Source organism: Streptomyces sp. NPDC051041 (assembly GCF_044456065.1).
Classification (GTDB): Bacteria; Actinomycetota; Actinomycetes; order Streptomycetales; family Streptomycetaceae; genus Streptomyces; species Streptomyces glaucus.
In genome coordinates this window covers 347,338-370,842 of the sequence record NZ_JBITFM010000002.1, presented here as the reverse complement: position 1 = coordinate 370,842, position 23,505 = coordinate 347,338, and the positions used below count along the sequence as shown (strand labels likewise).

Annotated in this window: 26 protein-coding genes; 9 read left to right on the top strand and 17 right to left on the bottom strand. The window is 74.1% G+C overall.

Features of this window, described 5'->3' with window-relative positions:
- Positions 1–35 precede the first annotated feature (35 nt).
- Both leuE and ACIBAI_RS04970 read right to left on the bottom strand, forming a co-directional pair.
- On the bottom strand, positions 36–689 hold the full coding sequence (leuE, locus tag ACIBAI_RS04975) for a leucine efflux protein LeuE (protein WP_399031018.1): 654 nt from the start codon (positions 687–689) through the stop codon (positions 36–38).
- A gap of 31 nt (positions 690–720) precedes the next feature.
- Positions 721–2,301, bottom strand: coding sequence for a methylmalonyl-CoA mutase (locus ACIBAI_RS04970; protein WP_399031016.1), 1,581 nt, complete (start codon positions 2,299–2,301; stop codon positions 721–723).
- A gap of 253 nt (positions 2,302–2,554) precedes the next feature.
- Here ACIBAI_RS04970 and ACIBAI_RS04965 point away from each other — a divergent pair, with 253 nt between their 5' ends.
- Complete coding sequence (locus ACIBAI_RS04965) at positions 2,555–3,379, top strand: L,D-transpeptidase family protein (protein WP_399031377.1); 825 nt, start codon at positions 2,555–2,557, stop codon at positions 3,377–3,379.
- A gap of 216 nt (positions 3,380–3,595) precedes the next feature.
- Here ACIBAI_RS04965 and ACIBAI_RS04960 read toward each other — a convergent pair whose 3' ends face one another.
- The 8 genes from ACIBAI_RS04960 to ACIBAI_RS04925 form a co-directional block, all read right to left on the bottom strand.
- Positions 3,596–4,807 carry a hypothetical protein gene (locus ACIBAI_RS04960; RefSeq protein ID WP_399031015.1) on the bottom strand — a complete coding sequence of 404 codons (1,212 nt, stop codon included), beginning with the start codon at positions 4,805–4,807 and terminating at the stop codon, positions 3,596–3,598.
- A complete protein-coding gene (locus ACIBAI_RS04955; protein ID WP_344602589.1) occupies positions 4,807–5,469 on the bottom strand; it encodes an RNA polymerase sigma factor in 663 nt (220 codons plus the stop codon). Before ACIBAI_RS04955 ends, ACIBAI_RS04960 begins: the two co-directional genes overlap by 1 nt.
- Before the next feature lie 434 nt (positions 5,470–5,903).
- Positions 5,904–6,797, bottom strand: coding sequence for a hypothetical protein (locus tag ACIBAI_RS04950; protein WP_399031014.1), 894 nt, complete (start codon positions 6,795–6,797; stop codon positions 5,904–5,906).
- An 87-nt stretch (positions 6,798–6,884) separates the two neighbouring features.
- On the bottom strand, positions 6,885–7,502 hold the full coding sequence (locus ACIBAI_RS04945; protein ID WP_399031013.1) for an RNA polymerase sigma factor: 618 nt from the start codon (positions 7,500–7,502) through the stop codon (positions 6,885–6,887).
- Between the two features lie 163 nt (positions 7,503–7,665).
- Positions 7,666–8,115: a hypothetical protein gene (locus ACIBAI_RS04940; RefSeq protein ID WP_399031011.1), complete on the bottom strand. Its 450-nt coding sequence runs from the start codon at positions 8,113–8,115 to the stop codon at positions 7,666–7,668.
- Between the two features lie 166 nt (positions 8,116–8,281).
- A complete protein-coding gene (locus ACIBAI_RS04935; protein ID WP_399031009.1) occupies positions 8,282–8,677 on the bottom strand; it encodes a hypothetical protein in 396 nt (131 codons plus the stop codon).
- A gap of 153 nt (positions 8,678–8,830) precedes the next feature.
- Positions 8,831–9,334, bottom strand: a complete 504-nt coding sequence (locus tag ACIBAI_RS04930) for a hypothetical protein (protein ID WP_399031008.1) — start codon at positions 9,332–9,334, stop codon at positions 8,831–8,833.
- Positions 9,335–9,439: 105 nt separating this feature from the next.
- Entirely contained in the window at positions 9,440–11,062 is a 1,623-nt protein-coding gene (locus tag ACIBAI_RS04925; RefSeq protein WP_399031006.1) for a glycoside hydrolase family 20 protein, read from the bottom strand.
- A gap of 203 nt (positions 11,063–11,265) precedes the next feature.
- On the opposite strand from ACIBAI_RS04925, the gene ACIBAI_RS04920 reads away from it, so the two are divergent.
- From ACIBAI_RS04920 to ACIBAI_RS04890, 7 genes are all read left to right on the top strand, one after another.
- The gene (locus tag ACIBAI_RS04920; protein WP_399031375.1) at positions 11,266–11,802 is read left to right on the top strand and encodes a 2-oxo-4-hydroxy-4-carboxy-5-ureidoimidazoline decarboxylase; all 537 of its coding nucleotides are present in this window, start codon (positions 11,266–11,268) and stop codon (positions 11,800–11,802) included.
- 192 nt (positions 11,803–11,994) lie between these two features.
- Complete coding sequence (gene sdhC, locus ACIBAI_RS04915) at positions 11,995–12,375, top strand: succinate dehydrogenase, cytochrome b556 subunit (protein ID WP_399031005.1); 381 nt, start codon at positions 11,995–11,997, stop codon at positions 12,373–12,375.
- A gap of 5 nt (positions 12,376–12,380) precedes the next feature.
- The gene (locus ACIBAI_RS04910; RefSeq protein ID WP_344602604.1) at positions 12,381–12,863 is read left to right on the top strand and encodes a succinate dehydrogenase hydrophobic membrane anchor subunit; all 483 of its coding nucleotides are present in this window, start codon (positions 12,381–12,383) and stop codon (positions 12,861–12,863) included.
- A 19-nt stretch (positions 12,864–12,882) separates the two neighbouring features.
- Complete coding sequence (gene sdhA, locus ACIBAI_RS04905) at positions 12,883–14,637, top strand: succinate dehydrogenase flavoprotein subunit (protein WP_399031003.1); 1,755 nt, start codon at positions 12,883–12,885, stop codon at positions 14,635–14,637.
- Positions 14,637–15,398 (top strand): succinate dehydrogenase iron-sulfur subunit, encoded by a 762-nt coding sequence (locus ACIBAI_RS04900; RefSeq protein ID WP_344602608.1) that lies wholly within the window; start codon positions 14,637–14,639, stop codon positions 15,396–15,398. Before sdhA ends, ACIBAI_RS04900 begins: the two co-directional genes overlap by 1 nt.
- A gap of 319 nt (positions 15,399–15,717) precedes the next feature.
- Positions 15,718–16,128 carry a VOC family protein gene (locus ACIBAI_RS04895; protein WP_399031001.1) on the top strand — a complete coding sequence of 137 codons (411 nt, stop codon included), beginning with the start codon at positions 15,718–15,720 and terminating at the stop codon, positions 16,126–16,128.
- Between the two features lie 40 nt (positions 16,129–16,168).
- Positions 16,169–16,909, top strand: coding sequence for a TetR/AcrR family transcriptional regulator (locus ACIBAI_RS04890; protein ID WP_399031000.1), 741 nt, complete (start codon positions 16,169–16,171; stop codon positions 16,907–16,909).
- Positions 16,910–17,043: 134 nt separating this feature from the next.
- On the opposite strand, the gene ACIBAI_RS04885 is transcribed toward ACIBAI_RS04890, so the two are convergent.
- The 3 genes from ACIBAI_RS04885 to ACIBAI_RS04875 form a co-directional block, all read right to left on the bottom strand.
- Positions 17,044–17,391, bottom strand: coding sequence for an ATP-binding protein (locus tag ACIBAI_RS04885; protein WP_399030998.1), 348 nt, complete (start codon positions 17,389–17,391; stop codon positions 17,044–17,046).
- A gap of 229 nt (positions 17,392–17,620) precedes the next feature.
- Positions 17,621–18,964: a metallophosphoesterase gene (locus ACIBAI_RS04880; RefSeq protein WP_399030997.1), complete on the bottom strand. Its 1,344-nt coding sequence runs from the start codon at positions 18,962–18,964 to the stop codon at positions 17,621–17,623.
- A gap of 43 nt (positions 18,965–19,007) precedes the next feature.
- On the bottom strand, positions 19,008–19,247 hold the full coding sequence (locus ACIBAI_RS04875; protein WP_399030995.1) for an SCO4848 family membrane protein: 240 nt from the start codon (positions 19,245–19,247) through the stop codon (positions 19,008–19,010).
- 172 nt (positions 19,248–19,419) lie between these two features.
- Here ACIBAI_RS04875 and ACIBAI_RS04870 point away from each other — a divergent pair, with 172 nt between their 5' ends.
- Positions 19,420–20,697 carry a D-alanyl-D-alanine carboxypeptidase family protein gene (locus ACIBAI_RS04870; RefSeq protein ID WP_399030993.1) on the top strand — a complete coding sequence of 426 codons (1,278 nt, stop codon included), beginning with the start codon at positions 19,420–19,422 and terminating at the stop codon, positions 20,695–20,697.
- Here ACIBAI_RS04870 and ACIBAI_RS04865 read toward each other — a convergent pair.
- From ACIBAI_RS04865 to ACIBAI_RS04850, 4 genes are read right to left on the bottom strand one after another with little or no spacing between them, the layout of a single operon-like run.
- Positions 20,651–21,553, bottom strand: a complete 903-nt coding sequence (locus tag ACIBAI_RS04865; RefSeq protein WP_399030991.1) for a YihY/virulence factor BrkB family protein — start codon at positions 21,551–21,553, stop codon at positions 20,651–20,653. The genes ACIBAI_RS04870 and ACIBAI_RS04865 overlap by 47 nt on opposite strands.
- A complete protein-coding gene (locus tag ACIBAI_RS04860; protein WP_399030989.1) occupies positions 21,541–21,993 on the bottom strand; it encodes a GtrA family protein in 453 nt (150 codons plus the stop codon). The genes ACIBAI_RS04865 and ACIBAI_RS04860 overlap by 13 nt, the downstream gene beginning before the upstream one ends.
- Entirely contained in the window at positions 21,990–22,934 is a 945-nt protein-coding gene (locus ACIBAI_RS04855) for a decaprenyl-phosphate phosphoribosyltransferase (protein ID WP_399030988.1), read from the bottom strand. The genes ACIBAI_RS04860 and ACIBAI_RS04855 overlap by 4 nt, the downstream gene beginning before the upstream one ends.
- Complete coding sequence (locus ACIBAI_RS04850; protein WP_399030986.1) at positions 22,927–23,463, bottom strand: phosphatase PAP2 family protein; 537 nt, start codon at positions 23,461–23,463, stop codon at positions 22,927–22,929. The genes ACIBAI_RS04855 and ACIBAI_RS04850 overlap by 8 nt, the downstream gene beginning before the upstream one ends.
- Between the last annotated feature and the right edge of the window lie 42 nt (positions 23,464–23,505).

Here is a 23,505-nt window from a genome sequence, read left to right as displayed (position 1 = left end):
GGACCACGCGGCCCGCTTCGGCCGGGGCTGAGCCGTCAGGCGCCGGCCAGCGTCAGCTTCACGGCGAACCCGAGGAACAGCGCGCCCGCCGCCGAGGTGGCCGTCGCCGACAGCCGCTTGCGGCGCCGGAAGGCGGCGGCCAGCCTGGTGCCGCTGAAGATCAGCGCGCTGAGGTACAGGAAGCTGAAGAGCTGGGCGAAGGCGCCGAGGACGACGAAGGAGAGGGCCGGGTACGCATAGCCCGGGTCGACGAACTGCACGAAGAAGGCGACGAAGAACAGGATCGCCTTCGGGTTGCACAGGCTGATGATCAGCGCCCGCCGGAACGGCCGCTCGTCGCTCCCGGCAGCAACGGCCGGCGCCCCCTCCGCCACCCGCTCCCGCCGGGTCCGCCACATCGCCCACGCGGCCCGCAGCATCCCGACCGCGAGCCAGGTCAGGTACCCGGCGCCGGCGTACTTCACGATCCCGAACAGCACGGCGTTGGCCTGCAGCAGCGAGGCGACCCCGGCCGCCGACAGGGTCATCAGCACGGTGTCCCCGCACCACACCCCGGCCGCCCCCCGGTACCCGGCGCGGACGCCGTGACGGGCGGCGACGGACAGCACGTAGAGGGAGTTGGGGCCGGGCAGCAGGACGATGAGGATCAGGCCCGCGAGGTAGGTGGGGAGGTCTATGACGCCGAACATGACAGGGAGTGTCGCACGGCGGCCCGCCGGGTCAGAACGCGTCCGACGGCACGTACGTCCCCCACACCTCGCGCAGCGCGTTGCACACCTCGCCCACCGTCGCCCGGGCCCGCAGCGCCTCCTTCATCGGGTACAGGACGTTGTCCTCGCCCTCGGCGGCCTTCCTCAGCGCGGCCAGCGCCGTGTCCACCGCCCGCTGGTCGCGCTCGGCGCGCAGCTTCGCGAGCCGTTCCGCCTGCTGGGCCTCGATGGCCGGGTCCACGCGCAGCGGCTCGTAGGGCTCCTCCTCGTCGAGCTGGAAGCGGTTGACGCCGACCACGACCCGTTCGCCGGAGTCGGTCTCCTGGGCGATGCGGTAGGCGTTGCGCTCGATCTCGCTCTTCTGGAAGCCGCGCTCGATGGCGTCGACCGCGCCGCCGAGGTCCTCCACCTTCCGCATCAGCTCCAGAGCGGCCGCCTCCACGTCGTCGGTCATCTTCTCGATGACGTACGAACCCGCGAAGGGGTCGACCGTCGCCGTCACGTCCGTCTCGTGGGCGAGGACCTGCTGGGTGCGCAGGGCGAGCCGGGCGCTCTTGTCGGTCGGCAGCGCGATCGCCTCGTCGAAGGAGTTGGTGTGCAGCGACTGGGTGCCGCCGAGGACCGCGGCCAGCGCCTGCACGGCGACGCGCACGAGGTTCACCTCGGGCTGCTGGGCCGTCAGCTGCACCCCGGCGGTCTGCGTGTGGAAGCGCAGCATCAGCGACTTGGGGTTCTCGGCGCCGAACTCCTCCTTCATCACCCGCGCCCAGATCCGGCGCGCGGCGCGGAACTTGGCGACCTCCTCCAGGATCGTGGTGCGGGCGACGAAGAAGAAGGACAGGCGGGGCGCGAAGTCGTCGACGTCCATGCCGGCCGCGACCGCGGTGCGGACGTACTCGATGCCGTCGGCGAGGGTGAAGGCGATCTCCTGCGCGGGGGAGGCGCCGGCCTCGGCCATGTGGTAGCCGGAGATCGAGATCGTGTTCCACTTCGGGATCTCGGCCCGGCAGTACTGGAAGATGTCGGCGATCAGGCGCAGGGAGGGCTTGGGCGGGAAGATGTACGTCCCGCGCGCGATGTACTCCTTGAGCACGTCGTTCTGGATCGTGCCGGTGAGCTTGTCGGCGCTGACGCCCTGCTCCTCGGCGACCAGCTGGTAGAGGAGCAGCAGCAGCGCGGCCGGGGCGTTGATCGTCATCGACGTGGACACCTTGTCCAGCGGGATGCCGTCGAACAGCACCCGCATGTCGTCGATCGAGTCGATGGCGACGCCCACCTTGCCGACCTCGCCGTGCGCGATCGGGGCGTCGGAGTCGTGGCCCATCTGGGTGGGCAGGTCGAAGGCGACCGACAGGCCCGTGGTGCCGTTGGCGATCAGCTGCTTGTAGCGGGCGTTGGACTCCACGGCCGTGCCGAAACCGGCGTACTGGCGCATCGTCCAGGGGCGGCCGGTGTACATCGTCGGGTACACGCCGCGGGTGAAGGGGTACGCCCCCGGCTCGCCCAGCTTCTCGGCCGGATCCCAGCCCTCCAGGTCCTCCGGCCCGTAGACCGGCTCGATGGGCAGTCCGGACTCCGACTCACGCGCCATGGTGTGTGCCTCCCGCTGAGCAGTTGTGCGGCGGATACTCGCCCGTTACCCGCCAGTACAGGCCGACCCTTCGACGGACTGTAGCGGCGGGCGAGCACCTGGTGGACCGGGGCGGACTGGGACCTTGCTCACAGCCGCGCCGCGGCCCCGGTCACAACCATGCCGTGCCGTTCGCGGCAAGTCATCCGCGGGGAACATCCCAGGGGACGCCGGAACGGGCCGGGCGGACGCGACGAGACGGCGGGGGGCCGTGGTGCGCAGGACGGGCAGGAACGGGGCGATCGGTGCGCTGCTGGCGCTGGCGGCGGTGGGCGGCTGCACCGTCCAGGGGACGGGCGCGGACGGCGGGCACCGTTCACCGGTGCGCGTCGACGTCCCCACCGCGCCCCCGGCCGCCTCCTCCGCCGGCGGCGGGCCGGAAGCACCGCCGCCGGCGGGGGCGGCGCCGGCCGTGCTGTGGTCCCGCGGTGACACCGGCCGGGACGTGCGCGAGCTCCAGGCCCGGCTGCGCCAGGTCGAGTGGCTCCTCGACGGGCCGACCGGGACGTACGACGACCTGACGGAGCGCGCGGTCCGCGGCTTCCAGGGCAAGCGCGGGCTGCCGCCGACCGGGCGGACCGACACCGTCACCTGGCGGCGGCTGCTGGACATGACCCGCGAACCGGGCCACTGGGAGCTGTACCTGATGGGCGGACAGCCCGCCGACGCGCCGGACGCCCGCTGCCTGACCGGCCGGGTGCTGTGCATCAGCAAGTCGACCCGGACGCTGCGCTGGATGATCGACGGGCGGACCGTGTCGACGATGGCGGTCCGGTTCGGCTCGCGGTACACACCGACCCGGGAGGGCGTGTTCCAGGTGTACTGGAAGTCCCGGCACCACTGGTCGACGCTGTACGACGCGTCCATGCCGTACGCGATGTTCTTCAGCGGCGGCCAGGCCGTGCACTTCTCCTCCGACTTCGCGGCCCGCGGCTACGCCGGCGCCTCGCACGGCTGCGTCAACGTACGGGACGAGGCGGCGATCGCGGACCTGTACGCGCAGGTGAGGAAGGGCGACAAGGTCGTCGTCCACTGGTGAGGGAGGAAAGAGGGGCGCGGACGGGACCGGGGGAACGTGTCCCGCCCGCGCCAGGTGCACGAGCCGCGGGTACGGGGGGAACCCCGGCTCCGTGCGACGGCCGATGACCAGTCGGCTCACTCATGACTGCGCCGCGGCGGGCGAAAGTGTCACACCCTTGGCGAAGAAATTTTCACCGCTCCCGAAACGGGTGATGAAACCGCAGGTCAGAGAGGTCTAGGAGGCCGAGCGCGCCGCCTTGGAGGTGGCGCGGCCGCCGCTCCCGCCGTCCTTGGCCTTGCCCTCGGCCTTGCCCTTCTCGTCGCCCTCGCCCTCTTCGGCCGCTCCGCCGGCCTTGCCGTTGTCGCCGTTGCTGCCGTTGTCGCCGTTGTTGCCGTTCGCGTTCCCGTTGGCGCCGTTCCCGTGGCCGGCGTTGGCGTTCCCGTTGCCGCCGTTCCCGTTGCCGCCGTTCCCGTTGTCGGCGTTCCCGTTGCCGCCGTTGCCGTTCCCGCCGTTCGCGTTCCCGTTGCCGCTCCTGTCGCTGTTGCCGCTGCCGTTCCCGTTGCCGCCGCTGTTGCCGCTGCCGTTCCCGTTGCCGCCGCTGTTGCCGCCGTTCCCGCTCGGCTCGTCGGTCCCGGCGGATTCGCCGGACCTGCCGTTCCGGTCGCCCTGGCCGTTCCGGCCGGTGGCTCCGGTGTCCTCGGCGGTCCCGGCACCGTCGCCGCTGCCGGTCAGGACGCCCTCGCAGTACGCCCACACGCGGGAGGAACTGCCCGCCGCGCCCTCCAGCGCGCGCTTGCGGGCGGCGGTCAGTTCCTCGCCGGCGCGGACGTCGCGGCACGCGGCGACGACCTCCCGTCCGTTCCCGGCGGCCGGGCCGCGCTCCGCGGCCGTGTCACCGTCCGCCCCGGCTTCCCCGCGCGCCGAGCCCTCGGGTCCGGTCTCGTCCCGGGTGGTGCCCCAGGGCGAGGGCGACGCCGACGGGCGGTCGGGGGCCGCGGTGGACGCGGCGGGCTCCGGTTCGCCGTCGAACGGCATCGGGAGGACTCCGGTTCCGGCCGCGACCGCGATCCCGCCGACCGCGCCGACGGCCAGGGCGGCGGCCAGCGCCAGGCGTACCGGACGGCCCCAGCGGGGGCGCCGGCCGACGCCGTCCCGGCCGCCGGCCCGCACCGGCCCGGCGCCGGAAGGCTGGGCTCCGGCGGGCCGGCCGAGGTCGGCGCGCTCGGCGTCCCGCTCCGCGCGGGCCTTGCGGAAGGCAGCCAGGGCGGCGGCCTCGCCGGGGAGTTCCTCGCTGGTCGGCGAGGGTGTCACGGACAGGGCGCCGAGGGCTTCGGCGAGCCGCTCGGCCTCGTCGCGATGGGCGGCGTCGACGGCTTCGAGGGACTCTCCGCGCAGTAAGAGCTCCGCCGTTTCGCGGTCCAGCCACTTGTACTGCTCGTCGGCCATCACATGTCCTTCTGCGTCCGCGTCCGCGCGTGCGTCACACCGGCGGACGTCACCGCACGGCCGCGCGGTTCTCGCTGAGCGGGCAGCGCGCCGAGCACGCCGGCCGATTCCGGATCGTCGCCGAGCAGCTCGGCCAGGCGCCTGAGACCGCGGTGCGCCGCCGTCCGTACGGCACCCGGACGCTTGCCCAGGGTCTCGGCGGCGGTCTTGGCGTCGAGACCCACGACCACCCGCAGGACGACGGCTTCGGCCTGGTCCTGCGGCAGCCGGGCGATCAGGGAGAGCGTACTGTCGGTGGCCAGGGCCTCGATGGCCTCGCCCGCGGTGTCGGACTCGGCGGGCTTGCCGGTCAGCTCGGTCTCGTCGCCGCCGATCGCGGGCCGGCGTCCCCGCATCCGGATGTGGTCCAGGGCGCGGTTGCGGGCGATCCGGGCGGCCCAGCCGCGGAACCGGTCCGCGTCACCGCTGAACCGCCCCAGGTCACGGGCGATCTGCAGCCACGCCTCGGAGGTCACGTCCTCCGCGTCCGGGTCGCCGACCAGCGTCCGCACGTATCCCAGCAGCCGCGGATGCACCGCGCGGTACACCGTCCGGAACGCGGTCTCGTCCCCGTCCTGTGCCGCACGCACCGCGGCCGTCAGCTCCGCGTCGTCCCCCAGCACCGCGCGCGCCCTTCTGCACCTTGACCGGCGCCGCTCTCGCGCACCGGGTTCTCGCCGTCGTGGTTGCTCGTCCGATGGTCGCGGCCGTTCGTACGGCCGCGGGTGGTTGCGGTGGTCACCGCAGGTGGCAGCGGGGGACGGATGCCCTCCGCAGTTCGGCGCGAAAGGCACGTTACGTCGTCAAACCGTTCCTCGTCCATGTTTGTAGAAGATGCAACTAACCCGTGACGCAAGGGGGTGTGACACAAACGGCGGGCACGGCGCTGTAGGGAGTACGGGCCGCCGCGCGGCCCGTACCGCGCGACGGCCGGGGCCTCTCCTGTGGGGGGTGGCGGCCCCGGCCGTTGCCTCGGCGGCGAGGACCGCGGGGTCCGTCGGTGCGTCACCGTCGCCGGGGAGCCGGACGACGGCGGACGCGCACGGGCTCCGCCGGGTCACGGGTTCTTGGAGGCGGCCTCGCCCGCACCGGCGCCCGCGCCGCCCGCGCCCGCACCCGCGTTGCCGCGGCTGCCGCCCGCACCCGTACTCGCGCTGCCGTTGCCGCTGCCCGCACCGCTGCTGGCCCCGCCCGCACCGCTGCTGGCCCCGCCCGCACCGCCGTCCGGACCGGGGGTGCCGTCACCGGTGCCCGGCCCGGTTCCGCCCGTCCCCCGCGCCGGCCGCCCGGCGCAGTACGCGGCGACCTCGTCCGCACCGCCCGCCGTCTCGACGAGCCGCTGCCAGGCACGCGCGTCCAGCGCCCTGCCCCGGCCCCCGACCCGCTCGTAGGCGCGGCAGTGCGCCTCGGTCTCCCGGGCCGTCCCCGGACGGCCCGGCCCGCCGGAGGAGGTGCCGGAGGCCGTGGCGGCCGGGGCGGCGGGGGTGCCGGAGGCCGTGGCGGCGGGGGCGTCGGAGGCCGTGGCGGCGGGGTCCGGGATCCGGTGGGGCGGGGCGCTCGTCGCGGGGCGGGGGCGGGGCGCGTCGTCACCGGCGTCCGGGGCGGAACCCGCCGTGCCGACCGCGGCGAACGCGACGCCGCCCAGGGCGAGGCCCGCGAGGAGCACGGAGAACGTGACCCGCGGCGGGCGGCCCGCCCGCCACCGCTCCCGGGGCCGCCAGTCGTCCCGGCGGCGGGTGCGCGTCGGGTGCGCCCCCGCGGCCCGGGCGGCGCGGAACGCGGCCACGGCGCGCTGCTCGGCCTCGGCGTCGATCTCGTCCGCGCGCATCACGGCGGCGAGCAGCGCCTCCAGTCCGGCGGTGTCGGCGGTGCTGCGGGGGCCGGAGGCGACGTGGCCGGGGTGCGCACGCCGACGGCCGCCGGAGCCGCCGTCGCTTCGCCGTTCACCCATGTTCGCTTCCGTCCCTGTCCGGCCCGCCGGGCCCGCTCGCTCCGGTGGGTCCGTCCGCCCGGCCCCGCGGCCCGTGGCCGACACCGTTCACTTCGACTCACCCAGCGTCCTCGGCGCCTCATCCGTCACACCTTCGGCGCCCAGTTGCCTGGCCAGGCGCTTCAGCCCCCGGTACGCGGCCGTGCGGACCGCTCCGGGCCGCTTGCCGAGGACGCGCGCGGCGGCCGGGCCGTCGAGGCCGACCACGACCCGCAGCAGCACGGCCTCGGCCTGGTCGCGCGGCAGCCCGCGGACCAGTTCGAGGGCGCGCTCGGTGGACATGGCCTCCAGCGCCTGGTCGTGGGTGCTGTGCGGGCCCGGCATGTCCAGGACGTCCTGTTCCAGCGCCGCCGGGCGGGGCCGCACCTTCCGGCGGCGCAGATGGTCCAGCGCCCGGTGCCGGGCGATGGTCGCCGTCCAGCCGCGGAAGCCGGCGCCGTCGCCCCTGAACCGCCCGAGGTCCCGGGCGATCTCCAGCCAGGCGTCGGACGCCACGTCCTCGGCGTCGTCGCCCACCAGCCCGCGCAGATAGCCCAGCAGGCCGGGCTGCACGATCCGGTAGGCGACCGCGAACGCGGCCTCGTCACCGTCCTGGGCCCGCGCGACGGCCGCGCCCAATTCCCCGTCGTACGCCTGCGCGCGGCGGGGTTCCCCTCCGTGGCCCAAGAAACGTCCTCGTCCGTACCGAGTCACCGGCGAGCCCCGGTGAGCCCGCACCGTGTGGCACGGCAGGCCGCGCCACGCCTCCAAGGTCATCAGCGTCGGCTCGCACGGAAATGTCACAGTCGCCCGCCGCCCCGCGGGCCCGGGAGCGCGCCGCGGCCCGGCGTCACCCGGTGCGCGCCCCCCGCACCGCGGTCCGCCGCGCCCGCCCGTGCAGCGTCAGGTAGAAGGTCCGCAACGACTCCTCCGGGCCGCCGGTCCGGAAGCGGTTGTGGACCTTGCCGATCGGGTTCCAGACCCGCCCGTCCGGCATCCGCACGCCGACCGGCTGGCCGAAGCAGGCCCGCTGGTCGGCGTCGAGGTCCACCCAGACCGCCCCCGCGCGGCGCACCAGCACCTCGCCGACGTACGCCCCGAGGCCGAGGAGGACGGCCTGCGCCCGCTCCCCGTCGGCGCCGCCCTTGCGCAGCCCGTCGATCAGGAAGTCGACGACGCGCAGGCTGGCCACGGAGTAGTCCAGCGGCAGCCGGTGGCGGGCGGTGACCCCGGTGACGAACCCCGTCGCGTACGTCCGCATCCCGCGCGCGCCCGGCGCCCGCCCGTCCGTCTCGCCCATCCCCGGCCCCGCCCCTTCTCCCGGCCCGCGGAACGCCTCCCGCACGGCTCCTTCGCTGAACCAGCGGATGCGGCGCGGTGAACGTCACGCGCCGGGAACGGGCCGGGGACGGGCCAGCGGGCGCGCCGCGCGGGCACACCGGCCGCGCCGCCCCGCCGCCCGCTCCTCAGGGCCGGTCCCCGTCCGTCGCGTCCCGGCACAGCAGCCGCAGCGAGCCGTCGCCGGCGAAGCAGCGGCGGGCCTCGTCGATCGGGTCCCACAGACGACCGTCGGGGGTGCGCACCCAGTGGTCGCCGCCCGCCGCCCACCACTCGGCGCCCGTCCGGCGGATGATCACCTCGCCGGCGTACGCGCCGAGTCCGCGCAGCACCGCCTCGACGGCGGCGTACGGCGCCCCCTCCCGCCGGATGCTCTCGATCATCCGGTCGACGCGCCACAGGCTCTGCACCGAGTAGTCGAGGCGCAGCCGTGCTCCCTCGCGCATCGTGGCCACCGCGTCCGCCGCCCAGCGCACCGGCTTCGCCGCCGCCTGGGGCCTGGTCTCCTGCCGTGTCGTCGTCACATCCGGAAGAGCGCGGTCGTGGCGCGTTTCGTCACCCGGATCCGGCCGGTGCCCGCAACCGGCGCAGGACCGCCCCACCTCCGTCGCAGGACGGTCACAGGACTTTTCCAGCGGCGGGGTTCCTCCGGAGCGGCGGCCCGGCGCCCGGGCGGGTCACAGGGGGACGACGCCCAGCCGGTCGAGGAACCGGAACAGCAGGTCCTCGGCCAGGGGGTCGGGGTCGGCGGTGAGCACGTCGAGCAGTTCACCGGCGTCCGCGGTGCGCCCGGCCTCGGCGGCCCAGGCGACGGCCCGCCCGGCGGCGTCGCGCGGCTCCAGGAAGTAGTCCTCCAGCGTCAGCCCCTCCCGGCCGGCGTCCAGGTACCCGGCCGTCGCCGCCCGCGCCAGGCAGGTCGTCCACGCCCCGCTCCCGGGCGCCGCCGCCTCCACCACCACGCAGTCGCTGCCCATGACGTACCCGAAGAGCGCGGGCGCCCCGGTCGCGCGGGCCAGGTCGTTCATGTTGCCGACGTCGCCGTCGCCGCCCGGGTACTCCCACACCTGCCACCCGTCCGGCGCCGACCGGTACAGCCGCACGCCCTCGGCGTCCGGCAGTCCCGCCGCCTCCGTGAGCGGCCGTGCGCAGCGGCCCACGACGAAGTACCCCCAGTAGCCCATGTCCGTCCCCCCGGCGCGTCGGTTCGGCTCGGGCCGAATACACCACAGCGGTGCGGCGGTCCGCAGCCGAACCGGGCGATCCGCGCCGGGGCGGGCGGCCGGGCGTCAGCCGAGCCGGTCCGCCAGGGCCGTGAACTCCGTCCAGGACAGCTCCGGCTCGCGCGGGTCCCACAGCTTCTGGACCGTCGCCCGCAGCGGCAGCCGGATCCCGGCCGCGACCTGGTCCTGGGTCTGGGAGCCCGACAGGTCGCACCAGACGGCGAAGGACCCGCCGAGGATCTGGTCGTCGTAGGACGCGGGCACGGCCGTGCTGCCGCGCAACACGCGCGGGGTCCACTCCTCGTAGATCCGCCGCCCGGTGGGGTAGACGAAGGTCTGCGGCTCGCCGAGGACGTAGTACAGGTACTCGTCGTTGTAGTTCAGCACCTTCCGCCCGGCGCTCAGGTACTCCGCCGGCTGCCGGGCGCCGATCTCCTTGCCGGTCCAGTAGGCGACCTGGAGGTCCCCGGCGGGCCGTACGGAGGTGTCCCGGAAGAAGCCGTCGTTCCAGGCCCGCGGCGTCCTGCCGTGGGCCCGGACGGTGTCGGCCCGGTCGTTGAGCCAGCCGGTGGCCAGGTCGGCGACGGTCCCGCCGGCGCCGTACGCCTTCCGGGCGGCGGCGGCCAGCTGCGGGTAGGACGCCTCCGGGTCCGCCGCGGTCAGCGCCTGGTACTCGTCGCCGCCCAAGTGCCACTGGCTGCCGGGGAAGAGGCCGGCGTACTCGTCCAGCAGGTCGTCGACGATCTCGGCGGAGGCGTCCTTCGAGATGTCGATCGCGCCGCGGGTGGCCACGCCGCCGGCGTTGCGCAGCTGCAGGTCGGGGTGGGCGGCGATCACCGCGCCGAGGTGGCCGGGCGAGTCGATCTCGGGCACGACCGTGATGTGCCGGCTCTCGGCCAGCTCGACGATCTTCCTGACCTCCGCCTTCGTCAGGTGCTGCGCGGACACGACCTCCGGGTGGGAGTCGGACTCGATGCGGAACCCCTGGTCGTCGGAGAAGTGCAGCCCCAGCTCGTTGAACTTCAGGTCGCCCAGCTCGCGGATCCGGTCCTCGATCCAGCCGGCCGTGAAGTGCTTGCGGGCGATGTCCAGCATCAGCCCGCGCCGCGGCTTGGCCGGCTCGTCCCGCACGACGCCCTCCGGCGCCGCGCCGCCCCCGCGCACCGCCTGCTTCAGGGTGCGCGTGCCGTAGAAGACGCCCGCGTCGGCGGGCCCGCTGATGTCCACCCGCCCGCCGCGCACGGTCATGGTGTACGACTCCGGGCCCGCGCCCCCGCCCCTGTTCAGCGCCAGCCGTACGTCCCCGGCCCGCACGTCGTCCCGCTCGCCCGCGTAGGTCAGCCCCAGCTCGCCGGCGATCAGCCGCCCCTCGTCGGCCAGACGGGCGTCGTCCACCACCACCCGGTGCCCGGGCGCCGGCTTCCAGCCCGGCCCGCGCGCCGGGGTGTGCGAGCGCACGGCGGGGATCGTGCGGGGGGCACGGGACAGGGGGTAGCTGCGCGTGGGGCCGGGCGAGGCCTCGGACGTTCCGCCGGAGGGCTGCGCCACCGAGCCCGCCGGGCCGTCGCCGTCGGCCGCCCGGAGGGCGATGCCCGCTCCGGCCGCGACCGCCAGGGCGGCCACCGCTGCGACCACCAGCCGCCGCTGCTTCACCTTGCGCGCCGGGGGCCGGCGTCTGTGCTGACTCACTGCGCCAACCTACGACCCGTCACCGTCGGCCACCGTCCACCACACGTTCTGAAACTCTCCCTTCCGAGTGAAATTCGGACATCGGTCGGACGCGTCCTGGTGTCACTCGATAACGTGACCATCACAGCTCTCACATCATCCACTGCCGACACACACGCGACGCCCACAGGGGCGCCACCGACTCCCACCGCCGAGGACCCACTCTGCTGTCCACTCCGCTGGAGCACTTCAACGCCGCCCCCGCCGAGGAGGCCCGACGCGTCCTCCTCACCTGCCTGCACAGCCGGGCCTGGGCCGACCGCGTCACCGCCCACCGCCCCTACCCCGACCTGGACACCCTCCTGGCCGCGGCCGACGAGGCGGCGTACGACCTGGCCGCCGCGGACCTGGCGCAGGCCCTGGCCGCCGAGCCCCTGCCGAGGCTGCCGGCCGGCGCCTACTCCGCGGCCCACACGGCGCTGAGCGCGGCGAACGCTGCCTACGAGGCGAGATTCGGACACGTCTTCGTCATCTGCCTGGACGGCCTGGCCGGGGACGAGGTCCTGAATCACCTTCTGGCGGCCATCCGGTCACGTTTGGCCAACGATCCGGAGGAGGAGCGGGCGGTGACCGCGGAGGAGCTCCGCCGCCTCGCCCGGGGCAGGCTGGCCAGAGCCCTCGCGAGCGCGGGACCGCGGCCCGGCGCACGGCTCCGCCCCAGGGGCGTGACCAGCCACAACACGTCGGCGGGCGGGCGATAGCCGGGCATAGCGCCCGAAAGCCGCCCGGCCCGCCTCCTCCGCGTGCCAGGTTGATCACACCGGCAGCCCCCGGCTGAGTACCGCAGACCCACGTGGCTACGATGCTGGGGGCCGGTGGACCGTACCCGGCCGGGCCCGACCGACACCGAAGCCGGCGCGGCCCTTATCGTCCCGCTCCCGGAGGGTTCTTCCGTGCCGGCTGGAACGCTGTACCGCGGCCGGGAAGGAATGTGGTCCTGGGTGGCTCACCGAGTCACCGGCGTCCTCATTTTCTTCTTCCTGTTCGTTCACGTGCTGGACACCGCACTCGTGCGGGTGTCCCCCGAGGCCTACGACGAGGTCGTGGCCACCTACAAGACGCCGATCGTCGCGCTGCTGGAGTACGGCCTCGTCGCCGCCATCCTCTTCCACGCGCTCAACGGCCTGCGCGTCATCGCCGTCGACTTCTGGATCAAGGGCGCGCGCTACCAGAAGCAGATGCTCTGGACCGTCGTCGGCCTGTGGCTCGTGCTGATGATCGGGGCGATCTACCCCGTCCTCGGCCACGCCGCTCGTGAACTGTTCGGGAGCTGACGTCCATGTCCACGACTGAGAAGACCGCTGCCGGTGTCGGCCCCGTCGAGGGCGGCGCCGTGTACAACGTCGACAACCCCGCGCCCCTCATCGAGGCCCCGCGCAAGCGCACCAAGAAGACCCCGAGGTCCACGCGGGGCAACTTCGAGATGGCCGCCTGGCTGTTCATGCGCCTGTCCGGCGTGGTGCTGGTGGTCCTGGTCATCGGCCACCTGCTGATCCAGCTCGTGCTGGACGGCGGTGTCTCCAAGATCGGTTTCGCCTTCGTGGCGGGCCGCTGGGCCTCGCCGTTCTGGCAGGTCTGGGACCTGCTGATGCTGTGGCTGGCGATGCTCCACGGCGCCAACGGCCTGCGCACGGTCATCAACGACTACTCCGAGCACGCGAGCACCCGTCTGTGGCTGAAGAGCCTGCTCTACACCGCCACGGTGTTCACCATCCTGCTGGGCACGCTGGTGATCTTCACCTTCGACCCGAACATCCGCTAGGCACGGGGCTGCGAGAAACATGAAGATCCACAAGTACGACACCGTCATCGTCGGCGCCGGCGGCGCCGGTATGCGTGCCGCCATCGAGGCGACCAAGCGCAGCCGCACCGCCGTGCTCACCAAGCTCTACCCGACCCGCTCCCACACGGGCGCCGCGCAGGGCGGCATGGCCGCCGCGCTGGCCAACGTGGAGGAGGACAACTGGGAGTGGCACACCTTCGACACGGTCAAGGGCGGTGACTACCTGGTCGACCAGGACGCCGCCGAGATCCTGGCGAAGGAGGCCATCGACTCCGTCCTCGACCTGGAGAAGATGGGCCTGCCGTTCAACCGCACCCCGAACGGCACCATCGACCAGCGCCGCTTCGGCGGTCACAGCCGCAACCACGGCGAGGCCCCGGTCCGCCGGTCCTGCTACGCGGCCGACCGCACCGGCCACATGATCCTCCAGACGCTGTACCAGAACTGCGTCAAGGAGGGCGTGGAGTTCTTCAACGAGTTCTACGTCCTCGACCAGCTGATCACCGAGGTCGACGGCGTCAAGCGCTCGGCCGGTGTCGTGGCGTACGAGCTGGCGACCGGCGAGATCCACGTCTTCCAGGCGAAGGCCGTGATCTACGCCTCCGGCGGCTGCGGCAAGTTCTTCAAGGTGACGTCGAACGCGCACACGCTGACCGGCGACGGCCAGGCGGCCGTGTACCGGCGGGGCATCCCGCTGGAGGACATGGAGTTCTTCCAGTTCCACCCGACCGGCATCTGGCGCATGGGCATCCTCCTGACCGAGGGCGCCCGCGGTGAGGGCGGCATCCTCCGCAACAAGGACGGCGAGCGCTTCATGGAGAAGTACGCGCCGGTGATGAAGGACCTGGCGTCCCGTGACGTCGTGTCCCGGTCCATCTACACGGAGATCCGCGAAGGCCGCGGCTGCGGTCCCGAGGGCGACCACGTCTACCTGGACCTCACCCACCTCCCGCCGGAGCAGCTGGACGCCAAGCTGCCGGACATCACCGAGTTCGCCCGCACCTACCTCGGCATCGAGCCGTACACGGACCCGATCCCGATCCAGCCGACCGCGCACTACGCGATGGGCGGCATCCCGACCAACGTGATGGGCGAGGTGCTCGCCGACAACACCACCGTGGTGCCGGGTCTGTACGCGGCCGGCGAGGTCGCCTGCGTGTCCGTGCACGGCGCCAACCGCCTCGGCACCAACTCGCTGCTGGACATCAACGTCTTCGGCAAGCGGGCCGGCATCGCGGCGGCGGAGTACTCGCAGAAGGCGGACTTCGTCGAGCTGCCCGAGGACCCGGAGGCGTTCGTCGTCGGGCAGATCGAGCGGCTGCGCTCCTCCACCGGCAACGAGCGGGTCGCCACCCTGCGCCGGGAGCTGCAGGAGACCATGGACGCGAACGTCATGGTGTTCCGCACCGAGCAGACGATCAAGACGGCGGTCGAGAAGATCGCCGAGCTGCGCGAGCGCTACAAGAACGTCGCGATCCAGGACAAGGGCAAGCGGTACAACACCGACCTGCTGGAGGCCATCGAGCTGGGCAACCTGCTGGACCTGGCCGAGGTCATGGCCGTGTCGGCACTGGCCCGCAAGGAGTCCCGCGGCGGTCACTACCGCGAGGACTACCCGAACCGCGACGACGTCAACTTCATGCGCCACACCATGGCGTACCGCGAGGTCGGCGCCGACGGCACCGAGTCCATCCGTCTCGACTACAAGCCGGTCGTCCAGACCCGCTACCAGCCGATGGAGCGTAAGTACTGATGGCTACCCCTGTTCTGGACAAGGCGGAAGCGACGTCCACGGCCTCGCCGTACATCACCGTCACCTTCCGGGTCCGCCGCTTCAACCCGGAGGTCTCCGCCGAGGCCACCTGGGAAGACTTCCAGCTGGAGATCGACCCCAAGGAGCGCGTCCTCGACGGCCTCCACAAGATCAAGTGGGACCTGGACGGCACGCTGACCTTCCGCCGCTCCTGCGCCCACGGCATCTGCGGCTCGGACGCCATGCGGATCAACGGCAAGAACCGCCTGGCGTGCAAGACGCTGATCAAGGACATCAACCCCGAGAAGCCGATCACGATCGAACCCATCAAGGGCCTGACGGTCCTGAAGGACCTGGTCGTGGACATGGAGCCGTTCTTCCAGGCGTACCGGGACGTGATGCCGTTCCTGATCACTAAGGACACGAACGAGCCGACGCGCGAGCGTCTGCAGTCGGCGGAGGACCGGGAGCGCTTCGACGACACCACGAAGTGCATCCTGTGCGCCGCCTGCACCACGTCGTGCCCGGTCTTCTGGAACGACGGCCAGTACTTCGGCCCGGCCGCCATCGTCAACGCGCACCGCTTCATCTTCGACAGCCGTGACGACGCCGGCGAGCAGCGCCTGGAGATCCTCAACGACCGCGAGGGCGTCTGGCGCTGCCGCACGACCTTCAACTGCACGGACGCCTGCCCGCGCGGCATCGAGGTCACGAAGGCGATCGCCGAGGTGAAGCGGGCGCTGATCACGCGCCGCTACTGAGGTCGCCCGCCTGCCCTAAGGGCCCCGTCTCCGCCGGAGACGGGGCCCTTCGGCACATGCCGCGCCCTCGGGTGAAGCGATCGGGAAGGGCCCCGGAGCCGTCCTCGGCCTACGCCGGCGCTCTCGGCACCAGCCCGCGGGAGGCAACGTGATGCCCGCGGCATCCGTCGAGCGGCCCCACGACGAGCGTCCGCCGGTCGCGGAGGCGAAGCGGGACGGCCCCGCGGGAGCGGCCGGGCCCGGTCCGGGCGAGCGCCGCGGTCCGCCCGCGCCGTGTCACGGCGCCGCCGCGCCGGGACGGGCGTTCTAACCTGACGTCATGTCAGGTGACGAGTCGTACGAACTGCTCGGGTTCGACAACGTGCTGCTGCCCGTCGGCGACCTCGGCCAGGCCGTGGGGTTCTACGAGCGGGCCGGGTTCACCCCGGGCCTCCGGCTGGACGCGGCCGGCATCGCGCTGCTGAAGGTCGGCGGGGAGACGCCGGGCATCGTGCTCCGCGTGGAGGAGGAACTGCGGCACCGGACGCCGCCGTGGCCGTCGCCGCGGGTGTGGCTGGAGGTGCCGGACGCCCGCCGGGCCGCCGACGCCCTGCGCGCCGCGGGCATCGCCCTGCTCGACGAGCCCTGCCCCGTCGCCACCGGCTGGACCGTCGAGTTCGCCGACCCGTGGGGGAACGTCCTCGGGCTCACCGACTACTCCAGGCGGCCGGAACTCGGACGGAGCCGCTGACCGCCGCTGCGCCCGCGCCCCGTCCCGTTAGGCTCAGCCCGTGTCCGCCAAGAACGACGGCCCCGGCGACGGAGCCACCCCCAGCAAATCCGAGCAGACCCGCGCCCTGATCCTGGAGACGGCCATGCGGCTGTTCCAGGAGCACGGGTACGACCGGACGACGATGCGGGCCATCGCCCGGGAGGCCGGGGTCTCCGTCGGCAACGCGTACTACTACTTCGAGGGCAAGGAACACCTGATCCAGGGCTTCTACGACCGGATCGCCGCCGAGCACCAAGCGGCGGTCCGGGAGGTCCTGGCGCGGGAGACCGACCTGGAGGCGCGGCTCGCGGGCGTGCTGAAGGCGTGGCTGGACATCGCCACGCCGTACCACGAGTTCGCGGTGCAGTTCTTCAAGAACGCCGCCGACCCGGACAGCCCCCTCAGCCCCTTCTCCCCCGAGTCGGCCCCCGCGCGCGAGGAGGCCGTCGGCATCCACCGTCAGGTGCTGGCGGGGACGCGGACGAAGGTGCCGGAGGACCTGAAGGACGTCCTGCCCGAGCTGATGTGGCTCGCGCAGATGGGGCTCGTGCTGTACTGGATCTTCGACCGGACCGAGGGGCGGGAGCGCAGCTACCGGCTGGCCGAGCGCGGCGCCCGGCTCACCGCGCGGGGCGTGGCGCTGGCCCGCTTCCGGGCGCTGCGGCCGCTCGTGCGGGAGGTGCACGAGCTGTTCACGGACTTCCTGCCCGGGATGGCGAAGGCGCTGCCCGATCCGTCGGCCCGCACGCCGGCCCCCTGAGGGCGTCCACGCCCCGGCGGGCCGGCCGCACCGGCACCGGGCCGTGGCCCGCGTCCGCCCCCGGCCGGGGCGGTGCGCCGTCAGGGGCCGGCCGGGATCAGGGCCCAGACCGTCTTGCCGTGGCGGTCCCCGCCCTACACGCCCCAGGCCGTGGCCAGGTGCTCCACCAGGTGCAGGCCGCGGCCGGTCTCCTCGTCCTCGGCCGCTCTCCCCGGCCGGGGCTCGGACCGGCTCCCGTCCGACACCTCGACGAGGCAGGACCCGTCGGCGAGCGCGGTCACCGCCACCTCGAATCCCGCCCGGGCCGAGGAGCCGTGCCGGACGGCGTTGGTGGCCAGCTCGGAGACGAGCAGCACCGCGTGCTCCAGTGTCCGGTCCCGCGGGTCGTGCCCCCAGGCCGCCAGGTGGTCCCGCACCCGGCGCCGGGCGAGGCCGACGGAGACCGGATGTCCGGGCAGCCGGAAGGAGTTGCGTCGCACCACGTCTGCTCCTCGTCCCGCACCCGCCTCCGTCCGGGGGTCCGCGCAGAACGCCTGCCCCGCGGCACCGGGGGCGCATGTCGGGGGCAGTGGAGCGAACCGGGTGCGCACCCGGGCCCGGCCGGGACCCGGTTGCCGGAGGGCGCCGGCGGGCCGCGCGCGCGGACGCGTCCGGTGAGCCGCGTGTGCGCGGGTGCGCGCGGACGGCACGGCTCCTTGCCCGCGCGCCCGCTCAGGCCTGGCGGGACGCCAGTTCGATCACCGTGATGTCCGAGGGGGCGCCCACGCGGGTGGGCGGGCCCCAGGCGCCGGCGCCGCGGCTGACGTACAGCTGGGTGTCGCCGTAGCGCTCCAGGCCCGCGACGGTCGGGTTCGCGGCGGCGGCGACGAGGCTGCCGGGCCAGAGCTGGCCGCCGTGGGTGTGGCCGGAGAGCTGGAGGTCGACGCCGTGTTCGACGGCCTGGTGGATCTGCACCGGCTGGTGGGCCAGGAGCACGCACGCGCGGGTCCGGTCCCGGTCGCCGAGGGCCCGGACGTAGTCGGGGCCCTGGCCCTCCTCCTCGCCCGCCACGTCGTTCACCCCGGCCAGGTCGAAGTGCGCCAGCTCGGTGCGGGCGTTCTCCAGGGGGCGCAGGCCGAGGCCGCGCACCTCCTCGACCCACTGCTCGGCGCCGGAGAAGTACTCGTGGTTGCCGGTGACGAAGTAGGCGCCGTGCCGGGCGGTGAGCTGGGCGAGCGGAGCGGCGGCCGGACCGAGGTCCTCGACGCTGCCGTCCACCAGGTCGCCGACGACCGCGATGAGGTCGGGCCGGGTCGCGTTGACCGTGTCGACGACCTTCTGCGCGAAGCCCCGGCCCAGGACCGGGCCCAGGTGGATGTCGCTGACCACCGCGATGCGGTAACCGTGCGCCGCCCGCGGGAGCTTGGCCAGCGGCACGGTGACCCGCTTCACCCGCGGGCCGCGCAGCACGCCGTACGTGCCGTGGCCGACCGTGCCGACGGCGGCCGCCGCGGCGGCGCCGGCGACGACCCGGGAGACGAACAGGCGGCGCGAGGGAGCGGCGGGCGGGCGCGGCCCGGCTCCGGACTCCGGGCCCGCGGACTCCGGGCCCGCCGGCTTCGGAGCCTGCGGCTGCGCGGCCCCGGCGCCGAGGGGGGCGGGCTCCGGCGGGGTCCCCGCCGGGACCGCTTCCGCGTCCCGGGGCCGCGCCGGCGCCCCCACCGCCACCGGCTCGGCCTCCGCCGCGGCCGCCCGCGCGGCGGCCCGCCGCTCCAGCGCCCACCGCAGCACCGGACGCAGCAGCTCACCGGCCGCCACGGCCAGCAGCAGGTACAGCGACAGCGCCAGCCACAGGAAGCCCGGCCAGCCCAGGACGCGCTGGAGCCAGAAGGGGGCGCCGCCGCGCTCGGCGACCATGGCGCCGACGAACAGCGCCCAGCCGGCCGCGATCACCACGGCGCCCGTGCGGCGGACCGCGCCCGGGCCCCGGGTCGTGTCGCGGAACAGGCGCCGCCACACGTACCAGTTGCCCGCCACCAGCACGCCCACCACGGCGAGCGCGAAGACGACCACCATGCCGTCGTATCCCCTTCGTTGTGACCCGGGTGTGTCCGGATTCCTATGACGTGCGGCGCAGTGCGCGCAGTCCGCGCAACCCGATGACCCCGATGACCGTCCCCAGTACGAAGGAGACGACGGCGAGCAGCAGGTGCACCCAGAAGTACGCCGTCGGGTGCCCGTCGTCGAACGCGAGCCCGCTGCTGTCCTTGATCAGGTTTTTGACGAAAGTGATCCAGATGACCCAGCTCCACACCCCGAAAGCGAGCAGGAACCAGGAGACGGGGCGGCTGAGCTTCACGGAAACAGACCTTTCATCGCAGCGCTGTGCGCCCGCAGTCGGCCGGGAGTCCGGGAGTTGCCCCCCGGACGGACACAGCATGAGTCCAGTATCACCGGCCCGTGTCCGGTTCCGTCCGCGGGGTGGGGACCGGGGCGGGACTTCCCGGGGCGGGGCAGGTACGTTCTCCGTCGTGCCCGCACCCACGCAGACCACCAGGCGAGCCCTGCTGGTCACCTCAGCCGTCCTGTCGTCGCTCGCGCTGACCGCGCCCGCCGCCCACGCGGCGCCGAGCCCCTCGGCCAGTCCGTCGGCCACTCCCCCGGCGAAGATGTCGACCGTGGGCGGCGCCCGGCTCGGACTGCCGGGGACGCAGGTGGAGCTCGCGAGCGGTGTGCCGGTGCTGCCCAAGGACGTCACCGCGCGGTCCTGGATCGTCGCCGACGCCGAGTCCGGCGAGGTGCTCGCCGCGCACAACGCGCACTGGCGCCTCGCCCCGGCGAGCACGCTGAAGATGCTGTTCGCCGACACCGTGCTGCCGAAGTTCCCCGGGACCGCGAAGCACAAGGTCGCCCCCTCCGACCTGGCGGGCGTCGGCGCCGGCTCCAGCATGGTCGGGATCAAGGAGAACGAGACCTACACCGTCCACGACCTGTGGCTCGGGGTCTTCCTGCGCTCCGGCAACGACGCCGTGCACGTGCTGTCCGCGATGAACGGCGGCGTCGAGAAGACCGTCGCCGAGATGAACGAGCACGCCGAGGAGCTCCAGGCCCTCGACACGCACGCCGTCAGCCCCGACGGCTACGACGCCGCGGGACAGGTCTCCTCCGCGTACGACCTGACGCTGATCGCCCGCTCCGGGCTGCAGAAGAAGGACTTCCGCGAGTACTGCTCGACCGTCACCGCGAAGTTCCCGGGCGAGACGAAGAAGAACAAGAAGGGCGAGACGGTCCGCGAGTCCTTCGAGATCCAGAACACCAACCGGCTGCTGACCGGCGACTACGACATCTCCCAGTACCAGGGCATAGCCGGGGTGAAGAACGGCAACACCACCGAGGCGGGCGCCACCTTCACCGGCGTCGCCGAACGGGACGGCAGGGTGCTGCTGGTCACCGTCATGCACCCGGAGAAGGCCGGGCACAACGAGGTCTACAAGGAGACCGCCCGCCTGTTCGACTGGGGCTTCGAGGCGGCCGGCAAGGTGCGGCCGGTGGGCGAGCTGGTGCCGCCGAGGAGCGCCACCGGGGCGAGCCCCCGGCCGGGCGCCGGCGCCTCCGGCGAGGCCGGCGGCACCGGGCCGGGCGGCGCGGCCGGGACCGAGCCGGTGGCGAGCGCCCCGGCCGCGGACGGCTCCGACGGCATGGGGGTGGCGCTGGCGGTCACCGGCGGGCTGCTGGCGCTGCTGGCGGGCGGCGCGTGGCTGGTCAACCGCCGCTGGCCGCTGCCGGATCTGGCGCGCCGCCGGTCCTGACCGCACCGGCGTCCTTGCCCGGCGTCGCCGTCCAGGCGGCGCAGAACAGCACCAGCCTCGAGGTGAAGTTGATCCACAGCAGCAGGGCGACGGGCACGCCGAACGCGCCGTACACGCTCTTCGTGGCCACGCCCTGCAGATAGCCGCTGAGCAGCAGCTTCAGCAGCTCGAAACCGACGGCGCCGGTCAGCGCGGCCACCAGCAGCCGGTGCCGCGCCGGCTCCACGCCGGGCAGCAGCGTCAGCACGTACAGCAGGACGAGGAAGTCGGCGAGGACGGCGACGGCGAACGCGGCGGCGTGCAGCAGGACCGAGCCGGCGCCGCCCTCGGCCAGGCCGGTCTGCCGGATGATCCGGCCGGCCAGCGCGGAGGCGACGGCGGAGGCGGCGAGCGTGACGAGGACGGCGCCGCCGAGGCCGACCAGGATGCCGGCGTCCTTGACCCGGGCCAGGACGGGGTTCTCCTCGTCCGGCAGCTCCCACACCGCGCGCAGGCAGTCGCGCGTCGAGGCGACCCAGCCGACGCCGGTGAACAGCAGGGCGGCGCCCGCGATGACGCCGACGGTGCCGGCGTTCTGCACCAGGCCGTCGATGTCCAGCTGGTCGGCGATGCCGGGCACCTGCTCGGCGACCTTGTCCTCCAGCGTGTTCTGCTGCTCGGCGCCGAGCGTCGCGGCGCCGATCGCGGCGGCCACCGTCAGCAGCGGGAAGAGCGCCACGAAGCTGGTGAACGTCATCGCGGCGGCCAGCCGCGTCCACTTCACCCGGTCCAGCCGCTCGTACGACCGCCACGCGTGCGTGGCCATCAGCCGCTCGGCCGGCGGCCCCACGACCGGGAGCTTTTTCAGCCAGTCCATGATCCGTTCCTGCCCTCGTCCCGGAACACCCATGTCCGGGTGCCCCAGAAACGCAGGGCGGTGGCGAGCGCCATGCCGACCCCGGCGCCGGAGACGGTGTCGGCGCGCTGCGAGGTGAGGCCGAGGCCGTAGTGGCTGACGGCCAGGCACAGCAGCTGCACGGCGGCGCCGGCGAGGTTCACCGCGAAGAACACGGCGTACGGGCGCGGGCCCCGGGGCCGGGCGTGCCGGTAGGTGCCCAGCGCGTTGCCCGCGTACGCCACCGAGCAGCCCGCGACGAAGGACAGCGCCTTGGCGGTGAGCGGGTCCAGCCCGGCCGGGCCGCGCAGGCAGGTGAACAGGGCCAGGTCGGCGGCGTAGGCGAACAGCCCGGTCACGGCGAAGCCGAGCAGTTCCCGGCCCGGGGGGACGCCCCGGCCGGGACGGGCGGGCGGGCTCACCAGTCGGCCACCGCCAGGCCGTACATCGCCAGCCACACCGCGCCGATGAGGGCGAGGGCGCGGTCGCGCAGGACGACGTCCTCGGGTTCGCCGGCCGTGCCGCGGTCGGCGAAGACGGCGTAGCGCAGGATCGCGAGGACGAAGGCGACCACGGACAGCTGCCGCCAGGGCAGCACGCCGGTGTGCGGCACCCCGCCCTCCTCCAGCGCCCACAGGCAGTAGCCGAGGACGGCGACGCCGGCCGCGAGCTGCCAGACGAAGCGGAGGTAGCCGGTGGTGTACTCGGTGAGCAGCGCGCGCGTGGCACCGTTCTCCCCGGCCATCTGCACGGCCTCGGAGTAGCGCTTGGCCGCGACCATGAACAGCGCGCCGAACCCGGTGGTGATCAGGAACCAGCGCGACAGCGGGATGCCGAGGGCGAGTCCGCCGGCCGTCGCCCGCATCAGGAACCCGGTCGTGACGACGGCGAGGTCGACGACGAGGACGTGCTTGAGGCTGAGGCAGTACGCCAGTTGCATGCCGAGGTAGGCGATCAGCAGGACGCACACGGCCGGCGGGCACAGCCAGGCCGCGGCGGCGGGCGCGAGGACGCCGAGGACGCCGCCGGCGGCGTACGCGACGGGTACGGGGACCTGCCCGGCGGCGACCGGGCGGTGCCGTTTGACGGGGTGGGCGCGGTCGGCGTCGGCGTCGCGGGCGTCGTTGACCAGGTAGACGGCGGCGGCGCAGGCGGTGAACAGGGCGAAGAGCAGGGCGAGCCGGCCCAGGGCGTGGCGCGAGAACAGTTCGCCGGCGGCGGCCGGGGCGGCGACGACCAGGACGTTCTTCACCCACTGCCGGGGGCGTGCGGCCCTGACGAGGCCGCTCAGGACGCGCCTTGCGCGGGGCGGCGCGGACCGCGGGGGACGCGCGTGCTGCCGCAGGACGGCCGTGTCAGCCACGGGCGCCTCCCCGGATCCAGCGGGCGCCGAGCCGGGCCGTGAGCGCGCCCAGGGCCGCGCCCGCCGCCACGTCCGAGGGGTAGTGGACGCCGGCGACCAGCCGCGACAGGCACATCGCGGCGGCGAGCGGCACAACGGCGTACGCGCCGAGCGTGCCGTAGGCGACGGCGGCGGCCGCGGCGGAGGCGGCGTGGGAGCTGGGGAAGGAGTGCCGGCCGGCGGTGCGCACCAGGGGCTCGACATGTGCGGGGCGCGGCCGGCGCACGACCTGTTTCACGCCCGTGCTGGCCAGGTGCGCGCCCGCGGTGAGCGCCGCGCCGCGCAGCCAGGCGCCGCGCCGCGCACCGTCCACGGCGGCCCCCGCGAGCCCCGCCGCGAGCCACAGTGCCGCGTGCTCCCCCGCCCGGGACAGGGCGCGCGCGGCGCCGGCCACGCGCGGGTCGGCGCCGCGCTCCCTGAGCGCCGAGACGATCCGGTGGTCCAGGCCGCGCGGGTCGCCGGGGACGTCGAGGTCGGGGATGTGGTCCATGTGGACCCACTGTTCACCGGGAGACCGCCGCCGGCCCGGCAA